At 66.5% G+C, this 24,523-nt stretch carries 21 protein-coding genes; 10 read left to right on the forward strand and 11 right to left on the reverse strand.

Annotated features, from left to right (window positions below; translation table 11 throughout):
- Positions 1-168: 168 nt before the first annotated feature.
- The 5 genes from AB4Y98_RS18905 to AB4Y98_RS18925 form a co-directional block, all read right to left on the reverse strand.
- Positions 169-363 carry a hypothetical protein gene (locus AB4Y98_RS18905; RefSeq protein WP_025875144.1) on the reverse strand — a complete coding sequence of 65 codons (195 nt, stop codon included), beginning with the start codon at positions 361-363 and terminating at the stop codon, positions 169-171.
- Positions 364-431: 68 nt separating this feature from the next.
- Positions 432-2,210, reverse strand: coding sequence for an ABC transporter transmembrane domain-containing protein (locus AB4Y98_RS18910; RefSeq protein ID WP_442244919.1), 1,779 nt, complete (start codon positions 2,208-2,210; stop codon positions 432-434).
- Complete coding sequence (locus tag AB4Y98_RS18915; RefSeq protein WP_080149105.1) at positions 2,203-2,799, reverse strand: IMPACT family protein; 597 nt, start codon at positions 2,797-2,799, stop codon at positions 2,203-2,205. Before AB4Y98_RS18915 ends, AB4Y98_RS18910 begins: the two co-directional genes overlap by 8 nt.
- Before the next feature lie 34 nt (positions 2,800-2,833).
- A complete protein-coding gene (locus AB4Y98_RS18920) occupies positions 2,834-3,814 on the reverse strand; it encodes a hypothetical protein (RefSeq protein WP_442244920.1) in 981 nt (326 codons plus the stop codon).
- Positions 3,811-4,329, reverse strand: a complete 519-nt coding sequence (locus AB4Y98_RS18925; protein ID WP_229291374.1) for an RNA polymerase sigma factor — start codon at positions 4,327-4,329, stop codon at positions 3,811-3,813. The genes AB4Y98_RS18920 and AB4Y98_RS18925 overlap by 4 nt, the downstream gene beginning before the upstream one ends.
- A 247-nt stretch (positions 4,330-4,576) precedes the next feature.
- On the opposite strand from AB4Y98_RS18925, the gene AB4Y98_RS18930 reads away from it, so the two are divergent.
- Positions 4,577-7,423, forward strand: a complete 2,847-nt coding sequence (locus AB4Y98_RS18930; RefSeq protein WP_032977624.1) for a bifunctional diguanylate cyclase/phosphodiesterase — start codon at positions 4,577-4,579, stop codon at positions 7,421-7,423.
- 19 nt (positions 7,424-7,442) lie between these two features.
- On the opposite strand, the gene AB4Y98_RS18935 is transcribed toward AB4Y98_RS18930, so the two are convergent.
- Together AB4Y98_RS18935 and AB4Y98_RS18940 are read right to left on the reverse strand one after the other, a co-directional pair.
- A complete protein-coding gene (locus AB4Y98_RS18935) occupies positions 7,443-8,036 on the reverse strand; it encodes a TIGR00730 family Rossman fold protein (RefSeq protein WP_025875132.1) in 594 nt (197 codons plus the stop codon).
- A gap of 194 nt (positions 8,037-8,230) precedes the next feature.
- Positions 8,231-9,727: an aminotransferase class III-fold pyridoxal phosphate-dependent enzyme gene (locus tag AB4Y98_RS18940; protein WP_442244921.1), complete on the reverse strand. Its 1,497-nt coding sequence runs from the start codon at positions 9,725-9,727 to the stop codon at positions 8,231-8,233.
- Positions 9,728-9,973: 246 nt separating this feature from the next.
- Here AB4Y98_RS18940 and queA point away from each other — a divergent pair, with 246 nt between their 5' ends.
- The 6 genes from queA (at position 9,974) to fabV (ending at position 17,616) form a co-directional block, all read left to right on the forward strand.
- The gene (gene queA / locus AB4Y98_RS18945; RefSeq protein ID WP_442244982.1) at positions 9,974-11,005 is read left to right on the forward strand and encodes a tRNA preQ1(34) S-adenosylmethionine ribosyltransferase-isomerase QueA; all 1,032 of its coding nucleotides are present in this window, start codon (positions 9,974-9,976) and stop codon (positions 11,003-11,005) included.
- 140 nt (positions 11,006-11,145) lie between these two features.
- Positions 11,146-12,276, forward strand: a complete 1,131-nt coding sequence (gene tgt / locus AB4Y98_RS18950) for a tRNA guanosine(34) transglycosylase Tgt (RefSeq protein WP_312786511.1) — start codon at positions 11,146-11,148, stop codon at positions 12,274-12,276.
- Between the two features lie 136 nt (positions 12,277-12,412).
- Complete coding sequence (yajC, locus tag AB4Y98_RS18955) at positions 12,413-12,757, forward strand: preprotein translocase subunit YajC (RefSeq protein ID WP_089240484.1); 345 nt, start codon at positions 12,413-12,415, stop codon at positions 12,755-12,757.
- 61 nt (positions 12,758-12,818) lie between these two features.
- Entirely contained in the window at positions 12,819-14,675 is a 1,857-nt protein-coding gene (gene secD / locus AB4Y98_RS18960; protein WP_442244922.1) for a protein translocase subunit SecD, read from the forward strand.
- A 15-nt stretch (positions 14,676-14,690) separates the two neighbouring features.
- The gene (gene secF / locus AB4Y98_RS18965) at positions 14,691-15,671 is read left to right on the forward strand and encodes a protein translocase subunit SecF (protein ID WP_025875120.1); all 981 of its coding nucleotides are present in this window, start codon (positions 14,691-14,693) and stop codon (positions 15,669-15,671) included.
- A 685-nt stretch (positions 15,672-16,356) separates the two neighbouring features.
- A complete protein-coding gene (gene fabV, locus AB4Y98_RS18970) occupies positions 16,357-17,616 on the forward strand; it encodes an enoyl-ACP reductase FabV (RefSeq protein WP_223494866.1) in 1,260 nt (419 codons plus the stop codon).
- A 108-nt stretch (positions 17,617-17,724) separates the two neighbouring features.
- On the opposite strand, the gene AB4Y98_RS18975 is transcribed toward fabV, so the two are convergent.
- The 3 genes from AB4Y98_RS18975 to AB4Y98_RS18985 all read right to left on the reverse strand — a co-directional run bounded on the left by AB4Y98_RS18975 (position 17,725) and on the right by AB4Y98_RS18985 (position 21,615).
- Positions 17,725-19,794, reverse strand: a complete 2,070-nt coding sequence (locus AB4Y98_RS18975; protein WP_442244923.1) for an EAL domain-containing response regulator — start codon at positions 19,792-19,794, stop codon at positions 17,725-17,727.
- A gap of 91 nt (positions 19,795-19,885) precedes the next feature.
- Positions 19,886-21,070, reverse strand: coding sequence for an NAD(P)/FAD-dependent oxidoreductase (locus tag AB4Y98_RS18980; RefSeq protein WP_093819896.1), 1,185 nt, complete (start codon positions 21,068-21,070; stop codon positions 19,886-19,888).
- The gene (locus tag AB4Y98_RS18985; RefSeq protein ID WP_033830883.1) at positions 21,067-21,615 is read right to left on the reverse strand and encodes a YaeQ family protein; all 549 of its coding nucleotides are present in this window, start codon (positions 21,613-21,615) and stop codon (positions 21,067-21,069) included. Before AB4Y98_RS18985 ends, AB4Y98_RS18980 begins: the two co-directional genes overlap by 4 nt.
- A gap of 180 nt (positions 21,616-21,795) precedes the next feature.
- Here AB4Y98_RS18985 and AB4Y98_RS18990 point away from each other — a divergent pair, with 180 nt between their 5' ends.
- Complete coding sequence (locus AB4Y98_RS18990) at positions 21,796-22,665, forward strand: pseudouridine synthase (protein WP_442244924.1); 870 nt, start codon at positions 21,796-21,798, stop codon at positions 22,663-22,665.
- A 13-nt stretch (positions 22,666-22,678) separates the two neighbouring features.
- On the opposite strand, the gene AB4Y98_RS18995 is transcribed toward AB4Y98_RS18990, so the two are convergent.
- Positions 22,679-23,167, reverse strand: coding sequence for a YaiI/YqxD family protein (locus tag AB4Y98_RS18995; protein ID WP_363732989.1), 489 nt, complete (start codon positions 23,165-23,167; stop codon positions 22,679-22,681).
- A 304-nt stretch (positions 23,168-23,471) separates the two neighbouring features.
- Here AB4Y98_RS18995 and AB4Y98_RS19000 point away from each other — a divergent pair, with 304 nt between their 5' ends.
- Positions 23,472-23,681 (forward strand): cold-shock protein, encoded by a 210-nt coding sequence (locus tag AB4Y98_RS19000; RefSeq protein WP_025875108.1) that lies wholly within the window; start codon positions 23,472-23,474, stop codon positions 23,679-23,681.
- 151 nt (positions 23,682-23,832) lie between these two features.
- Entirely contained in the window at positions 23,833-24,522 is a 690-nt protein-coding gene (locus tag AB4Y98_RS19005) for a glutathione S-transferase (protein ID WP_442244925.1), read from the forward strand.
- The last annotated feature ends 1 nt before the right edge of the window (position 24,523 follow it).

Raw genomic sequence — 24,523 nt, forward strand, 5'->3', positions numbered from 1 at the left:
CGCCATTCATCCACAGGGCGTGTGGATGGCTTCTGCGCAAACATGTGGATAACCTGCGGCAGGCCTTGGCGTGCAAGGCTGTCAAGATGGTTGGTCAAAAAATGACCAACCTTTTTTCTGTCCGGAACAGCAGTAGAGCCGGGGCATGCCCGGCTCTGCGGTGGATCGCTAGATCGACAACCTGACCTCGCCGCCGCTGGTGGTGAACTCGCGGCCGTTGCGTACCAGCTGGCGTCCGTCATCAAGCTCATAACGCGGCGTCGCTTCGGAGCCATGCCCACTGCCGCTGGCCTCGGGCTTGAACTCGATGATGATGTGGCTTTCGCCATTGCTGTCGACAGCGGGGAACTGACGGAACGACATGCCTGGCCTCCTACAGTGGTTCGTCGCTACGCCGCCAGAGTGATCCGGCCGGTGTTAGCCGGCCGTCATCAATCGATGAACTGCAGGCGTGCAAGCTCCGCATACAGGCCGCCTTCAGCCAGCAACTCCGCATGCGTGCCCTCGGCCACGATACGGCCATGGTCCATCACCACGATGCGGTCGGCCTTCAGCACGGTCGCCAGCCGATGGGCGATGACCAGCGTGGTGCGCCCGGCCATCAGGCGTTCCAGTGCCTGCTGCACGCCATGTTCGCTCTGTGCATCCAGCGCGCTGGTGGCTTCGTCGAGCAGCAGTATCGGTGCGTCCTTCAGCAAGGCACGGGCGATCGCCACGCGCTGCTGCTGGCCACCGGACAGGCGGGCACCGCGCTCGCCCAGTTCGCTGTCGTAGCCCTCTGGCAACGCACGCAGGAAGGCGTCGGCCTCGGCGGCACGGGCTGCGTCCTCCACCTCGGCGTCACTGGCCTCCAGCCGACCATAGCGGATGTTGTCGCGTGCGCTGGAGGCGAACAATGTCGGCTGCTGCGGCACCAGCGCCAGCTGCGCGCGAAGCTCGGCCGGATCGACCTCGCGCACATCGATGCCGTCCACGCAGATGCGGCCGCTTGCCGGATCGTGGAAGCGCAGCAGCATCGACAGCACCGTGCTCTTGCCGGCGCCTGACGGGCCGACCAGGGCGACGGTTTCACCCGGCCGCACGTGCAGGTTGAAATGGTCCAGCGCGGCCTGGTCCGGTCGCTGCGGGTAGTTGAACACCACGTCGTCGAAATGGATTTCGCCACGCAGCGGCTGTGGCAGCGCACGCGGCTTGGCCGGGGCACGGATCTCGATGTCTTCCTGCAGCAGCTCGCCGATGCGGCCCATGCCGCCGGATGCGCGCTGCAGTTCGTTCCACACTTCGGCCAGCGCACCGACCGAACCGCCGCCGATCAGCGCGTACAGCACGAACTGGCCCAACGTACCGGCGCTGAGGCGCCCGTCGATGACGTCGTGCGCGCCCAGCCACAACACCCCGACAATCGCACCGAACACCAGCAGGATGGCGCTGGCGGTCACCAGCGACTGCGCGCCGATGCGCCGGCGCGCGGCACGGATCGCATCGCCCAGCGCATGGTCGAAACGGCCGCGTTCATAGGGCTCGCGCGCATGCGCTTGCACGGTGCGCACCGCGCCCAGCGTTTCGCTGGCCAGGCTGTTGGCATCGGCGATGCGGTCCTGGCTGCTGCGCGCGATGGTACGCAGCTTGCGCGCGCCGATGATGATCGGCAGCACTGCCAGCGGGATGCCGAGCAGCGACCAGGCGGCCAGCCGCGGACTGGTGACAAACAGCATCGCCAGGCTGCCGACCACGGTGACACTGCTGCGCAGCGCCACGGACATGGTCGAGCCGACCACGCTGCGCAGCAGTTCGCTGTCGGCGGTCAGGCGCGAAACCAGCTCGCCGCTGCGGCTGCGGTCGTGGAAGCCGGCGCCGAGCTGGATGAGGTGCGCGTACAGCCGGCTGCGCAGGTCCGCCACGACCTTCTCGCCGAGCAGCGAAACAAAGTAGAAGCGCGCCGCCGTCGCCAACGCCAGCACCACAGCGACCAGCATCAGCAATGCAAAGGCACGGTTGATCTGGCCCCCGCTGCTGAAGCCGTGGTCGATCATCTGCTTCACCGCCGGCGGCAGGCTCAGGGTCGCTGCCGAAGAAACGGCCAGGGCCAGCAGCCAGGCGCTGAACAATCCGCTGTGGCGGCGCACGAACGGCCACAGTGTGCGCAGGCTGCCGAGGCGGCGCAGCGGCGGGGAGGCCGGGTCGGTCGCCGGTGCGTCCTTGTCAGTCATCGAGGGGGTCATCTTGGATACGGATACGATCACGGGTGGCGTCGCGCAGGCGGATTTTCAATGCGTCGACCTGCTCTGCGGGCAATTCCACCCGCAATCTCACGCCATTGGCATCAAACTGTTCATCGCGTTTTTCGGCCGCGTGGGCCGGCAGGGCCGCATGCAGCGCGCCCAGGTCCTCGAATCCAGCTACCAGCTGCAGCCGCGCCATCGCCACCAGTGGCAGGCGCGGCGCGGTGCGCAGGCATTCGGCAGCGGCGCCGCCGTAAGCCCGGACCAGGCCACCGGCGCCCAGCTTGATGCCGCCGAACCAGCGGGTGACCACCACCATCACCCGGTCGAATCCCTGGCCATCGATGGCGGCCAGGATCGGGCGGCCCGCGGTGCCGGCGGGCTCGCCGTCATCGCTGGAGCGATAGTCCTGGCCGTGCCGGTAGGCCCAGCAGTTGTGGGTCGCATCGGCTACCGATACGTCCTGCAGAAATGCCATCGCCGCAGATGCGCTCTCGATCGGCGCGGCATGCGCGATGAAGCGGCTGTGCTTGACGTCCAGGGTGTGGTTGACCGGTTGGGCGAGGGTGTCGGGCATTCCCTTCATTCTACGGGCTTGCCGCCGACGTGCCTCAGTCGTCCAGCAACGGTCGCACATCCTTTGGCAGGCGCGCCTCTGGATAGGTCTGCAGATAACGCTCCAGGCTCGCCCGGGCCAGGTCGCGCTGGCCGGCGTCGCGGCGCTCGCGGATCTTCTGCAGCCATTGCCGGCGTGGCAGCCCGGCATCGGCCTGCACTTCGGCCTGTACCGCGTCCGCGCTGAGGTTCGCGTCGCTTGCGCGGCGCATGACGCCAGGCGCGGTTCTGCCGGCCGCCTCCTGCTTGGCTGCGGTGAGTGCGACGCGGTCTTCGGCGATGGCCTGCGCGGAGGTCATTGATTCCGCCGTCGCCGCAGTGGCCTTGCGCGCCCTCATCGTCGCGGCAGGAGCCGCAGGGGCAGGCGCCGAATAGGCTTCGGCTGCGGGCGCTGCCGCCGGCATCGGGGGCGGCGCAAACGCTGTGTCGGCTGCAGGCGCAGGTGGCGGTGCCGGCGCCAACATTGGAGCGGGTGCCTGCCGGGGTGCGGCAGGCGCGGGTTTCACCACCTCCGCGATGGCCGGTGCCGGTGCCGGTGCTGCGTTGGCCGCCGCGGGTGCCGGTGCTGCGGCCGGTGCAGGTAGCTGTGCGGCTTCGGTGGCCGCAACATCGGCGGCCGCGCTGTCGTAGGCAGTGCCTTCGGCGCTCGCATCGGCCGCCATTTCCTGTACAGCAGGCGCAGCGGCCCCTGCCTCGGCAGGGGCCGACGGAGGCTCTGGACGCATCTGCCAGGCGATGCCAACGGCGAACACCGCCGATGCGGCAACGCCGAACACGGCCGGCCAGCGGCGGCGCGGGCGCAGCGTGCGTGGTGCCGCCGGAGACGCGGTTGCCTCGCGTACCGGCGTGTCCACGGCCGCACGCGCAGCGGCGAGGATCGCCGCGTCCAGTGCCGGCGGAGGGCCCTGTTCGGTGCGGCGCCCAAGCAGGCGTGCCAGTTCGCGTTCTTCCGGCGTCAGTGCATCGTCTCGGTTCATGCGTTCAGTCCCGCACGCAGCTTGTCCATCGCATAGCGCAGCCGCGATTTCACGGTTTCCCGGCCAACGCCGGTGATCTGGCCGATCTCCTCCAGGCTCAGTTCCTGTTCCAGCCGCAGCTGCAGCACTTCGCGCTGTTCTGCGGGCAGTTCTTCCATCGCCAGCTGGATGCGGCGACGTTGTTCGAATTCGGACAATTCCGCTTCCGGTGTCTGCCCATCTTCCAGCGCGGCCAGGCGCAGATCGGCATCGGCCGGTGCAGGGGGGCGATGGCGGGCGGCGCGCCAGTGGTCGTTCAGGCGGTTGTGGGCGATGCGGAACAGCCAGGTGCTGAAGGCGGCATCGGCCTGCCAGCCTGCACGCGCGCTGATCACCCGCTGCCAGACGTCCTGGAACATCTCCTCGGCCAGCGCGGTGTCGCGCAGCTGCCGCAGCAGGAAGCCGAACAGGCGCTTGCGATGACGGGCATACAGGCTTTCGAACGCGTGCACTTCACCGGCGGCCCAGGCCAGCATCAAGGCTTCATCGGTTGGCAGGGCGCTGGCATCCACGCCGTACAGGGTAAGCCCTGCAGGCGGTGGCGCATAGCCAGCGATGGGGTGGGACAGGGCGACAGTCACGGCAGGAACCGGGAGGGGATCGAAAGGAAAAACGCCCGAGGGCACGTTTCGGGGTTGCCGGGCTTCCATTGCCCCCCGGGTGGCGCGTTATGCTCGGTAATTCAGGGGAGGCGGCGCTCAGGCGGCGCCAAGAGAACGTCATTTGTCCACCGAAGCCGACCGCGCGCTGGAAGCGTCAAACAACGAGCCTGTGCTGAGCGCAGCGCTGGTGCGCGCGCTGCATGCGCTGCTGCCGGAAACGGCGATCGTGCGCGTCGGCTGGGACGATCCGCAGCTCGGCAGCGGGCAGGGTGGTTGGCCGATCGGCGGTGGCGAGGAGGACATCTGGCAGCCGCTGGCCGACCATGCTGAAGGCCGCCACGGCTGGGAATACGACGGCGCCCGGCTGCTGCTGTCGGTACGCGGCGCGACGCCTTCCCCGGCCTGGTGGGGGCTGGCCCGGCAGGCCATGGAGCTGGCCCTGCAGCGGGGCCGCCAGGCGGGGCAGATCAAGGCGCTGGAAGAAGCTGAGCGGTTGCAGCAGGCCCTGTTCCAGATTGCCGACCTGGCCGGTGCGGACCTGGAAATGAGCGAGATGCTGCGCCACGTGCATGGCGTGCTGGGCACGCTGATGTACGCGCAGAACTGCTACATCGTCGAGTATGACGATGCCCGCCGGCAGATCCGCTTCCTGTACTTCGCCGACCAGGTCGATGACTTCGTCGCCGATCCGGCGCAGGGCTACGACATCGACCAGATGCCGCGCAGCCTGACAGTGGCGCTGCTGCGGCATGGCCGGCCGTTGAGCGGGCCTTCGCGCGAACTGCTGGCGCGGGTAGACCAGGAGCACGACCCGCAGCGCGGCCCGGAGAGCCTGGACTGGCTGGGCGTGCCGATGCTGCGCGATGGCCGGGTGTGTGGTGCGATCGTGGTGCAGAGCTACGAGCATGCCGACCGCTACGGCGAGGCCGAACGGGCCCTGCTGGGTTTTGTCGCCCAGCACGTGCAGACCGCCATGGACCGCCGCCAGGCGCAGGTGCGGCTGGAGCAGCAGGTGGAACGGCGCACGCAGGAGCTGCAGCGCGCCAATCTCAGCCTGCAGGATGAAGTGGCCGAGCGCCGCCGCGCCGAGCAGTTGCAGACCGCGCTGTACAACATCGCCGAAATGGCGATGTCGGCCGACAGCCTGGCGCAGTTCTACGGGCAGGTGCACGGCGTGGTCGGGCGCTTGCTGGATGCGCGCAATTTCTATATCGCGCTGGTCAATGCCGAGGGCGATGGGCTGGATTTCGTCTATTCGGTCGACGAGCACAACGCGAGTCGTGCACCGCGCGCGTTCAGTCGTGGCCTGACCGAGTACGTAGTCCGCCATCGTCGGCCCCTGCTGGCCTCGCGTGCGCAGATCGATGCGCTGCTGGAAACCGGCGAGGTGCGCGAATCCGGCGCACGTTCGCAGTGCTGGCTCGGCGTGCCGTTGCTGCGCGACGACGAAGTGGTCGGTGCGATCGTGGTGCAGAGTTACACCGAGCAGATCGCCTTCAGCGTGCATGACCAGCGCCTGCTGATCTTCGTTGCGCAGAACATCGGCACCGGTCTTGCGCGCCAGCGCGACCAGCAACGACTGCGCTCGGCGCATGCCGAGCTGGAAAAGCGGGTGGAGGAGCGCACCCGCGAGCTGGGCGAGGTGAACGAAAAGCTGCTGGGCCAGATCGGCGAGCGCCTGCGCGCCGAGCAGCGACTGACCCACCAGGCGATGCACGACGCGCTGACCGGACTGCCCAATCGCCTGCACCTGCTGGACAGGCTGCAGGATGCGCTGGCGCTGGCCCGGCGCGAAGGCGGCCCGGTGTTCGCGGTGCTGTTCCTGGACCTTGACCGCTTCAAGCTGGTCAACGACAGCATCGGTCACGCCGCCGGCGATCGCATGCTGGTGGAAGTAGCCAAGCGCATTGTGTCCATGGCCGGCGACAATGATGTGGTGGCGCGCCTGGGCGGTGATGAGTTCGCCGTGCTGCTGCACTGTCCGGAGGGCCTGGCGCAGGCGCTGGATTTCGGCCAGCGGCTGTTGCTGGCGCTGCAGGAATCGATGTGGATCGCCGGTCGCGAGCTGTTCCCCTCCGGCAGCCTGGGCATCGCCTTGTGGAACCCGCGCTATCGCACCGGCGAGGAACTGCTGCGCGACGCCGATGCGGCGATGTACCGGGCCAAGGCCCAGGGCCACGACCGCTGCTCGATCTTCGATGAGGAGATGCGCGAGCAGGCGCTGCGCAGCCTGGATCTCGAGGCCGACCTGCGGCGGGCGATCAACAACCGTGATTTCGTGCCGTTCTACCAGCCGATCGTGCGCCTGTCCGACGGCGAGGTGGTCGGCCATGAGGCCCTGTTGCGCTGGAAGCACGAGCGCCGCGGCCTGTTGCTGCCGGGCGCGTTCCTGGAGCTGGGCGAGGAAAGCGGCCTGATCGAACAGGTCGACTGGTTGATCTACGAGCAGGTCATCGCCGGCCTTGCCGATGGTGGGCGTGGCTATGTGTCGGTCAACGTGTCGCCGCGGCATTTCCGCTCCGCCGAGTTCAGCGGGCGCCTGTATGGCCTGCTGGAGGCGAGCAACGCGGACCCGCGGCGGCTGCGCCTGGAGATCACCGAGGTGGCGCTGCTCGATGACGGTCCACACACGCTGCGCATCCTGAAGGGCCTGCGTGAACGCGGCATCCAGGTGCAGCTGGATGATTTCGGTACGGGCTTCTCGGCGCTGTCCTACCTGCACCGTTTCCCGATCAGCACGTTGAAGATCGACCAGAGCTTCATTGCCGGCCTGCACGGCCCGGAGGCGCAGAGCACGCGCGCGCTGGTCGAAGGCGTGCTGTCGCTGGCACGCACGCTGGGCATCGAGACGATCGGCGAAGGCATCGAGACCGAGGCGCAGCGTGACACGCTGTTCGAGCTCGGCTGCGACTACGGCCAGGGCTACCTGCTGGGCCGGCCGGCACCGTGGACGCGCGCGGCAGCCTGAGCCACCGCGCACGTAGTCCTCAACGCAGCGCCGCGCGGCGCTTCTCGTCGATCCACTTCGAGGCCTGGGCCGGTTGGTAGTTCTTCATCCAGGCCAGCATCTCCTCGATGTCCGAGCCGTACCACAGGTCCTGGCGCTGCTCGGGGTGCAGGAAGCGCTCTTCCACCATGCGATCGATCATGCCGATCAACGGCGCATAGAAGCCGTCCACATCGAGGAACGCGCAGGGCTTGTTGCCGATGCCGAGTTGGCGCCAGGTCAGCATCTCGAAGATCTCTTCCATGGTGCCGAAGCCGCCGGGCAGGGCGACGAAGCCATCGGACAGATCGAACATGCGCGACTTGCGTTCATGCATCGAACCGACGATCTCCAGTTCGGTCAGGCCGCGATGGGCCACTTCCCAGTCGGCCAGCTGGCGCGGAATCACGCCGGTGACCTCACCGCCGGCGGCGAGCACGGCATTGGCCACGGTACCCATCAGGCCGACATTGCCGCCGCCGTACACCAGGCGCATGCCGTCGCGGGCGATGCGATCGCCCAGCGCGATGGCGCGTTCGGTGTAGACCGGCTTGCTGCCAGCGTTGGAACCGCAGTACACACAGATCGACTTCATGGATCTTCCTGTCTTGGCCGGAAACGAAAACGCCCCGCGGTCAACCAGTGAAGCCGGTCGCAGGGCGGGGTGTCCGGGCAATTATGAGGCTTTGCCGTTGTTCTCTGTAGCGCCGGGCTTTGCCCGGCGATATTTCGTTCAGATCAGGGCCAGCCCTTCAGCCGGGCAGCGCCCGGCTCTACGAGGGTCTGGGATTACGCGGCGGCAGCCTGTTCGCGGCGCGGCCCTTCACGCAGCGCACGGCCCACCATGCCTACCAGCAGGTCCAGCTCGCTGCTGTCCGTGCCGAAGTGCGGGGTGAAGCGCAGCGAGTTCTCGCCACCATGGATCACGTTGATGCCGTGCTGGCGCAGCCATTCCTCGGTGGAATTGGCGCCATAGCACTTGAACTGCGGGGCCAGTTCGCAGGAGAACAGCAGGCCGGTGCCCTGCACCTTGGTGATCAGGCCGCCCAGCTCGTTCTTCAGCTGCTCCAGCTTGCGCACCGCCTCGGCGCCACGCTCGGTGATCGCCGCGCGGACCTGCGGGGTCAACTGGGCCAGAGTGGCGCAGGCCACGTCCAGCGCACGCGGGTTGCTGGTCATGGTGTTGCCATAGATGCCCTTGCGGTACAGCTGCGCGGCGTGCTCGGTCACGGCCAGCACCGACAGCGGATACTGCGCGGCGTTCAGTGCCTTGGAGTAGGTTTCCATGTCCGGCGCATCCAGCCCTTCGAAGCCGGGATAGTCGACCACCGACAGCACGCCATGGGCGCGCAGGCCGGCCTGGATCGAGTCCAGCAGCAGCAGGCTGCCGTGAGCGCGGGTCAGTTCGCGGGCCAGCGCATAGAACGCCGGCGGCACGGAGCGGCCCGGGTCACCTTCGCCCATCACCGGTTCCAGGAACACCGCTTCGATGAACCAGTTGTTCTGCGCGGCATCCTCGAACACCTTGCGCAGGCCGGCCTCGTCGTACGGGGCGACGGTGATCACCGACTCCTCGCCACGGTAGCTGGCCAGGTGCTGCATGTAGGTCTTGCGGCTGGAATCGGAATACAGCGCCGGTCGGTCGGTGCGGCCGTGGAAGCTGCCCTTGATGACCACGCGCTTGATTGCCGCACCGGCATGGCGGGCACCCGGGTCGGTCTGCAGCTTGGCGTTGACGTCGGCGATGCGTGCGGCCAGCCCAACCGCTTCAGAGCCGGAATTCAGGCACATGAAGCGCGTGAACGGGCAGCCGCCACGACGGTGGCCGATCTCGGCCCGCAGGGCGGCGATGAAGCGCTGCTGGGACAGGCTGGGGGTCATGATGTTGGCCATCACCTGCGGCCGTGACATCGCTTCCATGACGGCGTCCGGGGTGTGGCCGAAGCCCAGCATGCCGTACCCACCGGCGTCGTACAGCACCGCGCCCTTCAGGGTCACCACCCACGGACCGCGCGCGGCCAGCGCCACGTACGGGGTCACCGCATCATCGGCGTAGAAATTGACGAAGCCGTCCTGCATGGCATCGATCTGCGCCTGCTCATCCTGTGCCAGCAGCGGCCCCAGCTCAGCCTGCACGCGCGCGAATTCGGCAGCAGCGGCATCGACCGCGGCGACCAGCTGCGGGTGGTTGGCGGCGAGGGCGGTCAGGGTTGCGTCATCCAGGCCGTTTGTGAGGCGGGTGCCGGGCTGGGCGCGGAGGGGGGCGAGGCGTTCGATGAAGCTCATTGCAGATCTCCTGAAACGTTGGGTCGCACGGGCCTTCAAAAGCAAAACGCGCGTCTTCACGCGCGCTTGGGGCGGGCTCGTGCATCGGACTTCCTCGTCGATGCTAGCACTTGTTTTTTTGCGCGATAACCCCGCAAAAGACTGCTGCATAGCAGCATTTTGCGCGACGTTCGGGTGCGCCCGTGCCGGCTCGCAGACGCTGGCCGTACAATGCGCGCCATTGTCGACCTGTTGCCGTCCACTGCCTTGAAGAAGTCCGATTTCCATTACGAACTGCCGGCCGAACTGATCGCCCAGGCCCCCTTGGCCGAACGCTCTGCGAGCCGCCTGCTGCTGGTGCCGCCGGCGCCGGCTGCCTTCACCGACCTGCAGGTGCGCGACCTGCCATCGCTGCTGCAACCGGGCGACCTGCTGGTGTTCAACGACACCCGGGTGATTCCGGCGCGCCTGTTCGGGCAGAAGGCCAGCGGTGGCCGCGTGGAGATCCTGATAGAACGCCTGCTCGGCGGCCAGCAGGCCCGGGCCCAGGTCGGTGCCAGCAAGTCGCCGAAGGCCGGCAGCCGCATCGCCCTGGATGCCGGTGGCGAAGCTGAAGTAATGGGCCGCGACGGCGAGTTCTACGTGCTGCAGTTCCATGTGCCGGAATCGCTGGAGCAGTGGCTGCTGCACGCCGGCCGGCTGCCGTTGCCGCCCTACATCCAGCGCGAGCCCGGTGTGGACGACCGCGAGCGCTACCAGACCGTGTTCGCGCGCGAAGTGGGCGCCGTGGCGGCGCCGACCGCAGGCCTGCACTTCGATGAGGCGCTGCTGGCAGCACTGAAGGACAAGGGCGTGGATTTCGGCCACGTCACCCTGCACGTGGGCGCAGGCACGTTCCAGCCGGTGCGCGCCGACGACCTGAAGGACCACGTCATGCACCGCGAGTGGCTGAACGTCGGTGCCGAGCTGGTGCAGCAGGTGCGACGCACGCGTACGGCCGGTGGCCGGGTGATCGGCGTCGGCACGACGGTGGTGCGCGCGCTGGAAAGTGCGATGCGTGAGGGGGAGCTGCTGCCGTTCGCGGGCGAAACGCAGATCTTCATCACCCCGGGCTACCGGATCCGCAGCGTCGACGCGATGGTGACCAATTTCCACCTGCCGGAAAGCACGCTGCTGATGATGATCTCCGCGTTCGCCGGCAAGGACCGCGTGTTCGAGGCCTACCAGCACGCGATCGAACAGCGCTATCGCTTCTTCAGCTACGGCGACGCGATGCTGCTGTTCCCGCAGGCGGGGTAGGGCGCCGGCATTCGCTTCTGGTGGGTGCGTACCGTTGGTGCGCACTTGCGGGTCATCCGCCGGGCATGGCCCGGCGCTACCGGAGCAGGAAAGGCGGTTTTGGGAGACAATGGGCGACTATTTGCCCGAACGACCGCTCCATGTCCCGATTGCAGTTCCAGCTCCAGACCCGTGATGGCCGCGCCCGCCGTGGCCGCCTGACCTTCCCGCGTGGCACGGTGGAAACGCCGGCCTTCATGCCGGTGGGGACCTACGGCTCGGTCAAGGGCATCCTGCCGGACCAGGTGCGCGCGCTGGGCGCCGAGATCATCCTCGGCAACACGTTCCACCTGTACCTGCGGCCGGGCCTGGACATCATCGCCGACCACGGCGGCCTGCACGGCTTCTGCCGCTGGGATGGCCCGATCCTGACCGACTCAGGCGGCTTCCAGGTGTTCTCGCTGGCCCACCGCCGCAAGATCACCGAGCAGGGCGTGACCTTCGCCTCGCCGACCGACGGTGCCCGGGTGTTCCTGGGCCCGGAGGAGAGCATGAAGATCCAGAAGGTGCTCGATTCGGACGTGGTGATGATCTTCGACGAGTGCACGCCGTACCCGGCCACCGAGGAAGTCGCCCGCCGGTCGATGGAACTGAGCCTGCGCTGGGCCCAGCGCAGCCGCAATGCGCATGACGAGCTCGGCAATGACGCCGCCCTGTTCGGCATTGTCCAGGGCGGGGTGCACACCGACCTGCGCAGCCGTTCGGCCGAGGCCCTGCAGGGGATCGGCTTCGACGGCTATGCCATCGGCGGCCTGGCCGTGGGCGAGCCGGAAGACGAGCGCAACGCCATGCTCGACCATCTGGATCCGGAGCTGCCGGCCGACCGTCCGCGCTATCTGATGGGCGTTGGCCGCCCTGAAGACCTGGTAGAGGGTGTCGCACGTGGCGTGGACATGTTCGATTGCGTGATGCCGACCCGGAACGCGCGCAACGGCCACTACTTCACCTCGTTCGGCACCGTTCGCATCCGCAATTCACAGTACGCACGGGATATGGACCCGATCGAGCCGGGCTGTGGCTGCGTGGCCTGCGCCGGCGGCTATACCCGCTCGTACCTGCGTCATCTGGACCGCTGCAACGAGATGCTGGCGCCGATGCTGGGCACCCAGCACAACCTCTTCTATTACGAAAAACTGATGGCCGACATCCGCGCGGCCATTGAGGCGGGAACCTTCCTGGCCTTCCGCGAGTCCTTCTACGCAGCACGCGGGGCGGTAGCGCCGCCCCTGTAAACCCGCAGCACCCCCTGCCAAACGGCCCAAGGACGAATGCCCGGGGCCGTGGCATACTTCAAGGCTGACCCAGATCCGCGGTCGACACCTCGTGCCCGTGAAACGGCCGAAGCGCCGCCCAACCAAAGGACCAACGATGAACCTGCTTGCCTTCCTGATTCCCGCCGCCCACGCCCAGGCCGCTGGCGGCCAACCGCAGGGCATGGGCCTGACCACGCTGCTGTTCCCGATCATCCTGATCGCCATCATGTACTTCCTGATGATCCGCCCGCAGATGAAGCGGCAGAAGGAGCACAAGTCCATGCTGGAGAAGATCAAGCGCGGCGACGAAGTGCTGACCAACGGCGGCATCGCCGGCAAGGTCACCGATATCGGCGACAACTTCGTGACCGTCGAAGTGGCCGAGAACGTGCGCATCCGCGTGCAGAAGGGCGCTGTCGGCAGCGTGCTGCCGACCGGCACCCTGGATTCGGCCAAGTAAGCCACTCCCTTTCTGAAGCACAACCGCGGCGCCGGGGATGGCGCCGCGCGGGACCCAAGCAATGCTCGAATTTCCACGCTGGAAGTACGTCGTCATCGTGATCGTACTGGCGCTCAGCGCGCTGTACGCACTGCCCAATATCTACCAGAAGGACCCGGCCATCCAGATCACCGCCAACCGTGGCGGCCAGGTCGACGATGCGCTGCGCGACCGTGTGCTGGCCGACCTGAAGAAGGCCGGTGTCACCACGCTCGGCGCAGAGAAGGAAGGAGACAGCCTGATCGTCCGCCTGTCGGACCTGAAGTCGCAGTCTGCCGCCAGCGATGCGCTGCGTGACAGCGTGGGCGAGAACTACACGGTGGCCCTGAACCTGGCCTCGACCGTGCCGGACTGGCTGGCCAAGATCGGCGGTCGCCCGATGGTGCTGGGCCTGGACCTGCAGGGCGGCGTGCACTTCGTGCTGCAGGTCGACCAGAAAGCCGCGCTGGACAAGCGCCTGGATGCCTACACCGAAGACGTGCGCAGCACCCTGCGTGATGCGCGCATCGCCTACCAGTCGGTCGAGCGTCGTGCCGACAACACCATCGTCGCCAACCTGAGCCCGTCGGCTGGCGAAGATGCCGGTACCCGTGCCCGCGCCGCGCTGGCCAAGGCGCAGCCGACCCTCGGCTACGACGTCAGCGGCAACCGCATCACGGTGTCCATTCCGGAAGCCGAGATTGCGCAGATCGCCAACGGCGCCATCGAGCAGAACATCAACACCCTGCGCAACCGCGTGAACCAGCTCGGCGTGTCCGAGCCGATCATCCAGCGCCAGGGTGCTGATCGCGTGGTCGTGCAGCTGCCGGGCGTGCAGGACACGGCCGAAGCCAAGCGCATGATCGGCGCCACCGCCACCCTGGAATACCGGGCCGTGGTGGAAGGCAACGCGCAGGACGCCATCGCGTCTGGTCGCATTCCGCCGGAAGCGAAGGTCTACCAGCGCCGTGACAACGGCGGTCCGGTGCTGCTGAACAAGCGCGTGATCGTTACCGGTGACCAGATGGTGGCAGCGCAGGCGGTGACCGACTCCACCAGCGGTACCCCGGCAGTCAGCGTGACGCTGAACAACGTCGGTGGCCAGCGCATGTTCGACTTCACCAGCGCCAACGTTAACAAGCCGATGGCAGTGGTCTACACCGAGCGCGTGCCGACCGTGACCGTCGTCGACGGCCAGGAAGTGCGTGGCTTCAAGGTCAACGAGGAAGTGATCTCGGTGGCCAACATCAACGGCGTATTCGGCAAGAACTTCCAGACCACCGGTCTGCAGAAGAAGGAAGCCGAGGACCTGGCCAAGCTGCTGAAGTCGGGCTCGCTGGCTGCACCGATGGACTTCGTTGAAGAGCGCGTGGTCGGCCCGAGCCTGGGTGCGGAGAACGTCAAGAACGGCATCACCGCGGTGGTCTACGCGTTCATGTTCACCCTGGTGTTCTTCACCATCTACTACCGCATGTTCGGTCTGATCACCTCGATCGCGATGCTGTTCAACCTGCTGATCGTGGTGGCGGTGATGTCGCTGTTCGGCGCGACCATGACCCTGCCGGGCTTTGCCGGCCTGGCGTTGTCGGTCGGTCTGTCGGTCGACGCCAACGTGCTGATCAACGAGCGTATCCGTGAAGAGCTGCGTGCCGGCGTGCCGGGCAAGACCGCGATCGTGACCGGTTACGAGCGCGCTTCGGGCACCATCCTCGACGCCAACCTGACCGGCCTGATCGTCGGTGTGGCGCTGTTCGCATTCGGTACCGGTCCGCTGAAGGGCTTCGCGCTGACCATGATCATCGGTATTTTCGCTTCCATGTTCACCGCGATCACCGTATCGCGTGCACTGGCGACGCTGATCTACGGCCGTCGCAAGAAGCTCCAGAACGTGGCCATCTGACGGGACGACACGCACATGAAACTGTTTCCGCTGCACATCCTCCCGAACGATACCAAGATCGACTTCATGCGCTGGCGCCATGTCGCGATGGTCGTCACGATCATCGTGTTCCTGGCCTCGATCGGCATCATCGGCTTCAAGGGCTTCAACTACGCTCTGGACTTCACCGGCGGCACCCTGATCGAAGCCCGCTTCGAACACGCGGTGGATGTCGAGGACGTCCGCAGCAAGCTTGAGCAGAACGGCTTCGACGGCGCTCAGGTACAGAGCGTCGGTGGCAACACCGACCTGCTGATCCGCCTGGCCCCGCACGGTGAGCACGCTCCGGGTACCGGCGGCGCTTCGGCCGAGGACAAGGCGACTGCCGCGGCCGTGGTCAAGGCGGTCTCTTCGGCTGACAACCAGGCCACCGTGCTGCGCAACGAGTTCGTTGGCCCGCAGATCGGCAAGGACCTGGCGATGAATGGCCTGTACGCCACCATCTTCATGCTGGCCGGCTTCCTGATCTACATCGCGGTGCGTTTCGAATGGAAGTTCGCGGTCACCGCGAGCATCGTGGCGATGTTCGACCTGATCGTGACGGTGGCCTACGTGTCGCTGCTGGGCCGTGAGTTCGACCTGACCGTGCTGGCCGGCCTGCTGTCGGTGATGGGCTTTGCGATCAACGACATCATCGTGGTGTTCGACCGCGTCCGCGAGAACTTCCGCAGCCTGCGCGTGGAGCCGATGGAAGTGCTGAACCGTTCGATCAACCAGACGCTGTCGCGTACGGTGATCACCGCGGTGATGTTCTTCCTGTCCGCACTCGCCCTGTACCTGTACGGCGGCAGCTCGATGGAAGGCCTGGCCGAGACGCACATGATCGGTGCGGTGATCGTGGTGCTGTCCTCGATCCTGGTGGCAGTGCCGATGCTGACCGTGGGTGCCCTGCGCGTGACCAAGCAGGACCTGCTGCCCAAGGCCAAGGACGTCGAGGCCCTGGCGCGCCGTCCGTAAGCATCTGCTGCACGCAGTACACAGAGAACCCCGCGCAAGCGGGGTTTTTTGTTGGCAGGGCTGCGCCCTGCACCTGCCGAAGCAACAGCAACAGCCAAATCCAAAGCGAAGCGGCATTCCGTGGGATGGCGGGGCACTGTGAGTTTGCGGGGACGCCGTAAACCCATCCATGGGGGCTTGGTCGCCGCATCCATGCGGCTCACACCCCGCAAACCCACAGTGCCCCGCCTTCGACAGGTTCACGCGGCTATTGGTGGGTGCCGACCGTTGGTCGGCACATCTGTCAGATATCGATACAAACAAATGGGGTCAGATCCGTTTTCCTTCGGAAAACGGATCTGACCCCAAGAGCTGTTCCAACAGATCGCGGAAGACTGTCGAAGGCGGGGTGGGTCCGGTGGAGGGGGTGTGAGCGGCATGGATGCCGCGACCAAGCCCCCATGGACGGGTTCACGGCGTCCCCCTCCACCGGACCCATCCCGCCATCTCACAGGAACCCAGCTTTTGACGTTGCTCCGGTCTCTGCAGGTGCAGGGTGCAACCCTGCAAAAGAAATACCACCCTACGCCGCCGTCGGTTGTGCAATCTCTCCCCGCGCACTACGATCCTGCGGTTCGCGCGCACGCGCGCGCCACGTATTCCTGCTGAGCGCCCCGTGCGCCGCACCTGCCAACCCGAGGTATCCATGGTCATCAAACCGCGCGTCCGCGGCTTCATCTGCGTCACCACCCACCCGACCGGCTGCGACGCCGCCGTCAAGCAGCAGATCGACTACATCCGTGCGCGCCCGCCGATCCAGAACGGCCCCAAGCGCGTGCTGGTGATCGGCGCCTCGACCGGCTACGGCCTGGCCGCGCGCATCACTGCCGCCTTCGGCAGTGGCGCGGCAACCCTGGGCATCTTCTTCGAGCGCCCGGGCAGCGAAACCAAGCCGGGCACGGCGGGCTGGTACAACTCGGCGGCGTTCCACAAGTACGCCGACGAAGCGGGTCTGTATGCCAAGAGCATCAACGGCGATGCGTTCTCCGATGAGGTGAAGGCCAAGACCATCGAGATGATCAAGGCCGATCTCGGCCAGGTCGACCAGGTGGTCTACAGCCTGGCTGCGCCGCGCCGCAAGCATCCCAAGACCGGCGAGATCATCAGTTCCACGCTGAAGCCGATCGGCGAGCCGATCACCCTGCGTGGCCTGGATACCGACAAGGAAGTGCTGACCGAAACCCACCTGCAGCCGGCCACCCCGGAAGAAATCGCCGGCACCGTCGCGGTGATGGGCGGCGAGGACTGGCAGATGTGGATCGACGCGCTGGCCGATGCCGGCGTGCTGGCCAATGGCTGCACCACCACGGCCTTCACCTATGTGGGCGAAGAGATCACCCAGGCGATCTACTGGAATGGCTCCATCGGTGCTGCCAAGAAGGATCTGGACGACAAGGTGCTGGGGCTGCGCGAGAAGCTGGCCAAGATCGGCGGCGATGCGCGCGTATCGGTGCTGAAGGCGGTGGTGACCCAGGCCAGCTCGGCCATTCCGACCATGCCGCTGTACCTGTCGCTGCTGTTCAAGGTGATGAAGGAAAAGGGCACCCACGAAGGCTGCATCGAGCAGCTCGACGTGCTGTACGACATCCTGTACGGCGCCAAGGCCGATGGCGTGGCGGTCGATCGCCTGCGGCACGACCTGGTCGACGGCGATGGCCATACCGTTGCGCTGATCGATGAGGAAGGCCGCCTGCGCGCCGACTACAAGGAAATGGCCGCTGACGTGCAGGGCAAGGTTCTGGCGCTGTGGCCGCAGGTGACCAACGAGAATCTTTACGAGATCAGCGACCTGGCCGGCTACAAGGCCGATTTCCTGCGCCTGTTCGGTTTCGGTGTCGAGGGCGTCGATTACGAAGCGGACGTCAACCCGGATGTGAAGATCGATAATCTGGTCGATCTGACCTGATCGAAAAAGGCCGGCGCAAGCCGGTCTTTTTTTGCGCTGAGGTGCCGGTCGCTGGCCGGCAACCCAAGGGTTCCCGAGCTGCCGGCCAGCGGCCGGCACTACCTTCTGTCAACCGAACTCGAAGTTCATCGCCGGCGCTGCGGGGCCGACGAAATCGCCCTGCACGTAATCGACGCCGGCACTGAACAGCAGTGTCATCGAGTTGGCGTCGCTGACGAACTCAGCCATGGTGCGGATGCCGGCTTCCTGCGCGCGTGCGGTGATCTGGCTGACCCGGTCGATGTTCTCGCGGGTGGCGGCCAGGTCGCTGGTGAAACCGCGATCGAGCTTGAGGAACTGCGGCTGGAAGTGGGCCAGCAACTGGAACGAATCCAGGCCCGAGCCGAACTGTTCCAGGCCGATCCGGCAGCCGAGCGGTGCCACTTCCGCCAGGAACTGCTGGGCGCTGCGCAGGTGGGTGAACACCTTCGACTCCGGCGCATGCAGCCACAGTCGTTCGCCCGGCACGCCGTGTGCCTGCAACTGCTGGCGCAGCGTGGCGATCATCTTTGGATCATCGAACGATTCCGGCGTGACCTTCACCAGCATCTGCGTGGTATGACCCTCGCGGGCACGCGCACCCAGTTCCGTGATTGCCTGCGAGACGACCCAGCGATTGATGTCCGCCAGCAGGCCATGCTCTTCGGCAATGCCGAGGAACGCGGTCGGGCTCAGCAGCTCTCCGTTGTGTTCCAGCCGCAGGTAGGCTTCGTACAGCTCCAGCGACTCGCCCTGCAGGTTCAGCACCGGCTGGTAATGCAGGTGGAAGCCATCGCCTGCCAGGGCTTCGCGGATACGCGCGACCCAGCGTTGCACGCGCTCTTCTTCCACGCGATCAACGGCGGCCGGGTCGAAGATGCGGCAGGTATTGCCGAGGGCGGCTGCGGCCTGCGTGCATTCACTGGCGCGCGCCAGCACTTGGCCGATGCTGGCGATCTTCTCGCCCACCTGCACCCCGCCAATGCTGACGGTCACCGTGGCCGAGCGCGCGCCGATGCTGAAGACGTGTGCGGCGTAGGCTTCACGGATGCGCTCGGCCAGTGCCACAGTCTGTGCATAGGGGCCGGACTGCAGCACGGCGAAACTGTGTTCGCCGAAACGGGCCAGCTGCGCATCTTCGCCAACGACGTCGGCCAGTAGCGCGGCGAGTGCGCCGATCAGGGCGTCGGCCGAGGCCAGTCCGATATCCGGGATCAGGCGCGCGTAGTGGTCCGGTTCGACCATCAGCAGGCCGAACTGACCCTCGCTGCGCCCCGCCTGGGCAACTGCGTCCTCGACCTGCAGCATGAAGGTCGGGCGGTTGAGCAGGCCGGTGACCTGGTCGCGTTGGCGCAGGTCTTCGACCTCACGCGCCAGCTCCGGGTCGAATTCCATGCGCCGGCGGAACACTACCTGCAGGCAGGATTCGCCCTCGTAGGTGGCCGCGGTGAACTCCATCGTCGCCGGGAAGGCGTTGCCGTCCTGGTGGCGGGCGTCGAGCTGGTACTGCGGGGGGGGCGCTTCGCCGCGGCTCAGTGACTTCAGCAGCTGCTTGAAATCATCCACGTGCTGGGCGGCGACCATGTCCAGCAGCGAGATGCCTTCGACTTCCTCGAAATCCTCGTAACCGAACATGTCCAGATAGGCATCATTGGCGCGGATGTGCATGCCTTCGTGGACATAGGCAATCGGCTCGCGCGACGAGGCGATCAGCGCGTCACAGCGACGCTCGGTCTCGCGCATCTGCGCTTCGATCCTGCGCAGGCCGCGGCGTGCCTGCAGGTCGACCCACTGGTCGCGGACCACGGCCAGCAGGTGTTCGGCGCGCTGGCGCAGGGCGAGGGCGCGAACGCCGTTGCTGCTGGCCTGTACCAGTTCGTCCTCGTCGATGCGCTCGGCCAGCAGCACCAGCGGGATGTCCTTGCCGCTGGCGGCGATGTGCTGGGCCACCAGTGGCAGCGGGATGCTCTGCGAGGGCGCAGCCAGCACCAGGTCGATCGCCTGGCTGGCCAGTACCTGCGACAGCTCGGCCGAGTCCTGCGGGCGCCATGGGCGCACGGCGATGCCGCTGTTGCGCAGGGTGCTGACGATGGCTTCGGCGTTCTCGCCGCTGTCATCGACGATCAGCAGGCGGATGGTGATGTCGTTCGCGTTCTGCATGCACTGCTCCCCAATCTGCAAATCTAGATACACGATGCGTGGCGGCGCGTCCATGCGCGCAACGCTTGCGTGCCCGGAACGGCGATGCGGTTCACACCACGCCGCCGGCCGCGTGCCCGCTGGCCCAGGCCCACTGGAAGTTGTAGCCGCCCAGCCAACCGGTCACGTCCAGCACCTCGCCGACGAAATGCAGGCCGGGTACGCGCTTGGATTCCAGCGTCGAGGAAGAGACCTCGTTGGTATCGACACCGCCCAGGGTGACTTCGGCGGTGCGGTAGCCCTCGGTGCCGCTGGCCACCAGTGGGAACGCTGAAAGTACCTGTGCTGCCTTGCGCAGGTCCGGCTCGTCCAGCTGGCGTACCGGGCGGTCGGGCAGCCAGTGCTCGCACAGGCGCTGCGCCAGTCGCTTGGGCAGCACATCGCCCAGCACCGTACGCAGTTCCGCGGCGGGGCGTTCACGCTTCATCTGCCGCAGCCACTCGGCGGCATCCTGGCCGGGCAGCAGATCCAGCGACAGCGCGTCGCCGGGCTGCCAGAACGAGGAAATCTGCAGGATGGCCGGGCCACTGACGCCACGATGGGTCAGCAGCATGAAGTTGCGGAAACTCGTGCCATTGCAGCTGGCCTCGACCGGCAGGGCGACGCCGCTAAGCTCGGCCAGACGCTCCTGGTGGGTGCCGCTGAGGGTCAACGGCACCAGGCCGGCACGGGTGGGCAGCACCTGGTGGCCGAACTGGCGCGCGATCTCATAGCCGAACCCGGTTGCACCCAGGCTGGGAATGGACAGGCCGCCGGTGGCGACCACCAGCGAGGCGCAATGGAACAGGCCGTGGGTGGTGTGCACGCGGAAGCCGTCAGTGCCGTGCTCGATGCGCTCCACGCTGCACTGCGTGCGGATCTGCACGCCGGCCTGCTGGCATTCGTCCACCAGCATCTTCACGATCTGCTTGGACGAAACATCGCAGAACAGCTGGCCCAGTTCCTTCTCGTGATAGGCGATGCCGTGGCGCTCGACCATCTCGATGAAGTGGTACGGCGAGTAACGCGCCAGCGCCGATTTGCAGAAATGCGGATTGGCCGACAGGAAGTTGGCCGGTGTGGTGCCGGTGTTGGTGAAGTTGCAGCGGCCACCGCCGGACATCAGGATCTTCTTGCCGATCTTGTTGGCGTGGTCGATCACCTGCACATGCCGACCTCGCTGGCCCGCCGTGATCGCGGTCATCAGCCCGGCCGCGCCGGCACCGATCACCAGCACGTCGCAGCGGATCGTGCTCATGCCTTGGCGCGCTTGCGCCAGTTGGGGATCACGTCCAGCTGCATCTGATCGTTGAGCAGCTGCACTTCGGCGTCCTGGATCAGCACGCTCCAGCGCATCGCACGCTGGATCTGCTGGCCCCACAGATCGACGAAGCCGCCGTCCAGGTCGACCACCGACAGGTTGTCGAAGCGGGCCAGGCCCTTGCTCTGTTTCTGCCACCAGATGTCCGACGCATTGCCGCCGTAGTTGACCACCTGCACCTGCCGGCTGCGGTTGCTGGCCTTGCGGATGCGTGACTCGTCCGGATGGCCGAGGTCGATCCACTGCAGGATGTCACCGGTGTAGTCGTGCTCCCACAGGTCGGGCTCATCGTCGGTGCTCAGGCCGCGGCCGAACTCCAGGCGGTCGCCAGCGTTCAGCGCGAAGGCGAGCAGGCGCACCATCAGGCGTTCGTCGGTTTCAGACGGATGCTGGGCCAGGGTCAGGTTGTGGGTCGCGTAGTAGCCGCGATCCATGTCGCTGATCTGCAGTTCGGCCTTGCGGATGGTGGCGGTGAGGGCCATGAAGATCCAGAGGGGTAAAGACCGTCAATGATAGAGGTTTGCCCCGGGGGTGTCCGGTATGGGGGTGTCGGCAGGGCGTGATCGGTGGCACGCTGGCCGTCCTGATTCTTCCGACTTGCCCTGTCGTATGTCCCGTTCACGTCCGCGCCGTCTGCAGATCGATGGCGCCCCGATCGCGCCATGACCACGCCCAGCCGACTGCAGCTGCCGCCCGGTGACTGGGTTTCCCTGCTGGAGGGCCTGTGCGCGCGCTTCCCGCGCATCGACCGGCTGCAATGGGAGAGTCGCTTCGCACGCGGGCGGATACAGGACGCGCAGGGCAGGGCGCTGGCGCCGGACATGCCGTGGCAGGTGGGGCTGGAGATCCGCTACTTCCGTGAAGTGGCCGATGAGCCGGTGATTCCTTTCGTAGAGAGCATCCTGCATCACGACGCGCACCTGCTGGTGGCCGACAAGCCGCACTTCCTGCCGACTGCGCCGGCCGGCGCATTTGTGCGCCAGACCCTGCTGGCGCGCTTGGTCGAGCGCACCGGCAACGTCGACCTGGTGCCGTTGCACCGGCTGGACCGGCTGACGGCCGGCCTGCTGCTGTTTTCCACCCAGCCGGAAACGCGCGACGCCTACCAGCGACTGTTTCGTGAGCGCCGCATCGAGAAGACCTACGAGGCGCTGGCGCCGGCCTTGCCGGAGCTGCGGTTTCCTCTGGAACGGCATAGCCGACTGCAGCCGGGGGAACCGTTCTTCCGTATGGCTGAAGTTCCCGGCGAGCCGAATGCGCGGACCCGTGTCGAGGTCATTGATGCGCACGGCCCGGTCTGGCGCTACCGGCTTGCGCCCGAATCCGGCCGCAAGCATCAGCTGCGCGTCCATATGGCCGCGCTCGGGGCGCCGATCCTGGGGGACGAGCTCTATCCGCAGCTGCACGTGCGGCCAGAGGGGGCGGCCGAGCCGCCGTTGCAGCTGCTGGCGCAGGCGTTGGCCTTCGATGATCCGTTGACCGGCCAGCGACGCAGCTTCCGCAGCGCGCGCACCTTGTGCGTTCCCGGCTGACGCACAGCCGGATTCACCTGCCCGGTCGTCGCGCCAGCCAGCGGTCCAGCTCGGCAGCGAACAACTGGCGGTCGCGCGCGCCGAGCGGCGGTGGCCCGCCAGTCTGGACGCCGGCGCCACGCAGTTCTTCCATGAAATTGCGCATCGACAGCCGCTCGGCCATGTTGTTGGGGGTGTACAGCTGGCCGCGCGGGTTCAGGGCCACGCCCTTCTTCTCCAGCACCAGGGCCGCCAAGGGGATGTCCTGGGTGACCACCAGGTCGCCGGCAGCCATCCGTTCGACAATGGCGCTGTCAGCCACATCCAGTCCCTGCGGAACTTGGATGGAGCGCAGCCAGCGCGAAGGCGGGGTGCGGATCCACTGGTTGGCGACCAGGGTCAGCTCCACGCCGACCCGTTCAGCTGCGCGGAACAGGATGTCGCGGATGACAACAGGGCAGGCGTCTGCGTCCACCCAGATGCGGTGGAGCAGGGGTTCAGCTCGGGTTTCAGCTTCAGTCATTTACCCAGTGTAGGGTAGGAAAAACCTGAATGGGGACCCGGGTTTAGCCTCGATCTGGTGCAACCCCTTGCCCTGTCTAGGGGCTGGCCGTTTGACGCTGAATATCATGGCTATCGCTTTTTGCTCAAAACACGCGTATCGTCTGGCCCACTGTGTTTGCTAGGGTCACCGTGAATCGTGGCCTGGTGCAGTTGATCTCACGATCCGCTCATCGATCCGCTTTACCAACGCCTGCAACTCAGTCTCGGCCCCGATACCCGGTGGCTGCGATTTTTTTCAACATGTGTTTCAGGAGTTAGTAAATATGTCTGATCGTCAGACCGGCACTGTCAAGTGGTTCAACGACGCCAAGGGCTTCGGCTTCATCACCCCGGAAAGCGGCCCGGACCTGTTCGTGCATTTCCGCGCGATCCAGGGCACCGGCTTCAAGACCCTGCAGGAAGGCCAGAAGGTTACCTTCGTCGCCGTCCAGGGTCAGAAGGGTATGCAGGCTGACCAGGTGCAGGCGGTCTAATCCGTCTGCTACCGTTTGGTAGCCAGAACGCCGGGAGCGAAAGCTCCCGGCGTTTTTCGTTATGGCTTCTTGTAGCGTCGAGCCAGGCCCGGCTCTACAAAGGGCATGCACCCGGCACGGTACGATGCAGGCCTCCCCAAGGATCGTACCCATGCGCATCGTCCATCATCTGGAAAACTCCCGTTCGCTGCGTGTGCTGTGGATGCTGGAGGAGCTGGGGCTGGACTACGAGCTGCGCCGCTACCCGCGCGACCCGAAGACGATGCTGGCGCCGCCGGAACTGCGCCAGGTGCACCCGCTGGGCAAGGCGCCGGTGCTGCAGGATGGCGACCTCATCCTGGCCGAATCCGGCGCCATCCTCGACTACCTGGTTGACCGCTACGACGTGCATCGCCAGCTGTCGCCGTCGCCGGTACCGGCCGAAGGCAAAGAGCGCATCGATTACCTCTACTGGCTGCACTATGCCGAAGGTTCGGCCATGCCGCCGATGCTGCTGACCCTGGTGATCAGCCGCATCCGCAGCGCGCCGATGCCGTTCTTCGCGCGTCCGATCGCCCGCAGCATCGCCGACAAGGCCGAGCGCGGTTTCATCGGCCCGCAGCGACGCCTGCATCTGGACTGGATGGAACGGCGCCTGGCCGAAAGCCCGTGGTTTGCAGGCGAACGCTTCACCGCTGCGGACATCCAGATGAGCTTCCCGATCCAGGCGGCGGCCGCACGCGGCGGCGGGCTGGACGACAAGCCGGCATTGCGTGGCTTCCTCAAGCGCATCGGCGAGCGACCGGCCTACCGGCGCGCCGAGGCGCACGGCGGGGCATTGCAGGCCCTGCGCGGCGATTGAG

The sequence above is a fragment of the Stenotrophomonas sp. 2YAF26 genome, from assembly GCF_052114625.1.
Classification (GTDB): domain Bacteria; phylum Pseudomonadota; class Gammaproteobacteria; order Xanthomonadales; family Xanthomonadaceae; genus Stenotrophomonas; species Stenotrophomonas indicatrix.

Coding starts and splice junctions, on each gene's coding strand:
- AB4Y98_RS18905 (WP_025875144.1), bottom strand. CDS start 363: ATGTCGTTCCGTCAGTTCCCCGCTGTCGACAGCAATGGCGAAAGCCAC.
- AB4Y98_RS18910 (WP_442244919.1), bottom strand. CDS start 2,210: ATGACTGACAAGGACGCACCGGCGACCGACCCGGCCTCCCCGCCGCTG.
- AB4Y98_RS18915 (WP_080149105.1), bottom strand. CDS start 2,799: ATGCCCGACACCCTCGCCCAACCGGTCAACCACACCCTGGACGTCAAG.
- AB4Y98_RS18920 (WP_442244920.1), bottom strand. CDS start 3,814: ATGAACCGAGACGATGCACTGACGCCGGAAGAACGCGAACTGGCACGC.
- AB4Y98_RS18925 (WP_229291374.1), bottom strand. CDS start 4,329: ATGCTGGCCTGGGCCGCCGGTGAAGTGCACGCGTTCGAAAGCCTGTAT.
- AB4Y98_RS18935 (WP_025875132.1), bottom strand. CDS start 8,036: ATGAAGTCGATCTGTGTGTACTGCGGTTCCAACGCTGGCAGCAAGCCG.
- AB4Y98_RS18940 (WP_442244921.1), bottom strand. CDS start 9,727: ATGAGCTTCATCGAACGCCTCGCCCCCCTCCGCGCCCAGCCCGGCACC.
- tgt (WP_312786511.1), top strand. CDS start 11,146: ATGTCCCGATTGCAGTTCCAGCTCCAGACCCGTGATGGCCGCGCCCGC.
- yajC (WP_089240484.1), top strand. CDS start 12,413: ATGAACCTGCTTGCCTTCCTGATTCCCGCCGCCCACGCCCAGGCCGCT.
- secD (WP_442244922.1), top strand. CDS start 12,819: ATGCTCGAATTTCCACGCTGGAAGTACGTCGTCATCGTGATCGTACTG.
- secF (WP_025875120.1), top strand. CDS start 14,691: ATGAAACTGTTTCCGCTGCACATCCTCCCGAACGATACCAAGATCGAC.
- fabV (WP_223494866.1), top strand. CDS start 16,357: ATGGTCATCAAACCGCGCGTCCGCGGCTTCATCTGCGTCACCACCCAC.
- AB4Y98_RS18975 (WP_442244923.1), bottom strand. CDS start 19,794: ATGCAGAACGCGAACGACATCACCATCCGCCTGCTGATCGTCGATGAC.
- AB4Y98_RS18980 (WP_093819896.1), bottom strand. CDS start 21,070: ATGAGCACGATCCGCTGCGACGTGCTGGTGATCGGTGCCGGCGCGGCC.
- AB4Y98_RS18985 (WP_033830883.1), bottom strand. CDS start 21,615: ATGGCCCTCACCGCCACCATCCGCAAGGCCGAACTGCAGATCAGCGAC.
- AB4Y98_RS18990 (WP_442244924.1), top strand. CDS start 21,796: ATGACCACGCCCAGCCGACTGCAGCTGCCGCCCGGTGACTGGGTTTCC.
- AB4Y98_RS18995 (WP_363732989.1), bottom strand. CDS start 23,167: ATGACTGAAGCTGAAACCCGAGCTGAACCCCTGCTCCACCGCATCTGG.
- AB4Y98_RS19000 (WP_025875108.1), top strand. CDS start 23,472: ATGTCTGATCGTCAGACCGGCACTGTCAAGTGGTTCAACGACGCCAAG.
- AB4Y98_RS19005 (WP_442244925.1), top strand. CDS start 23,833: ATGCGCATCGTCCATCATCTGGAAAACTCCCGTTCGCTGCGTGTGCTG.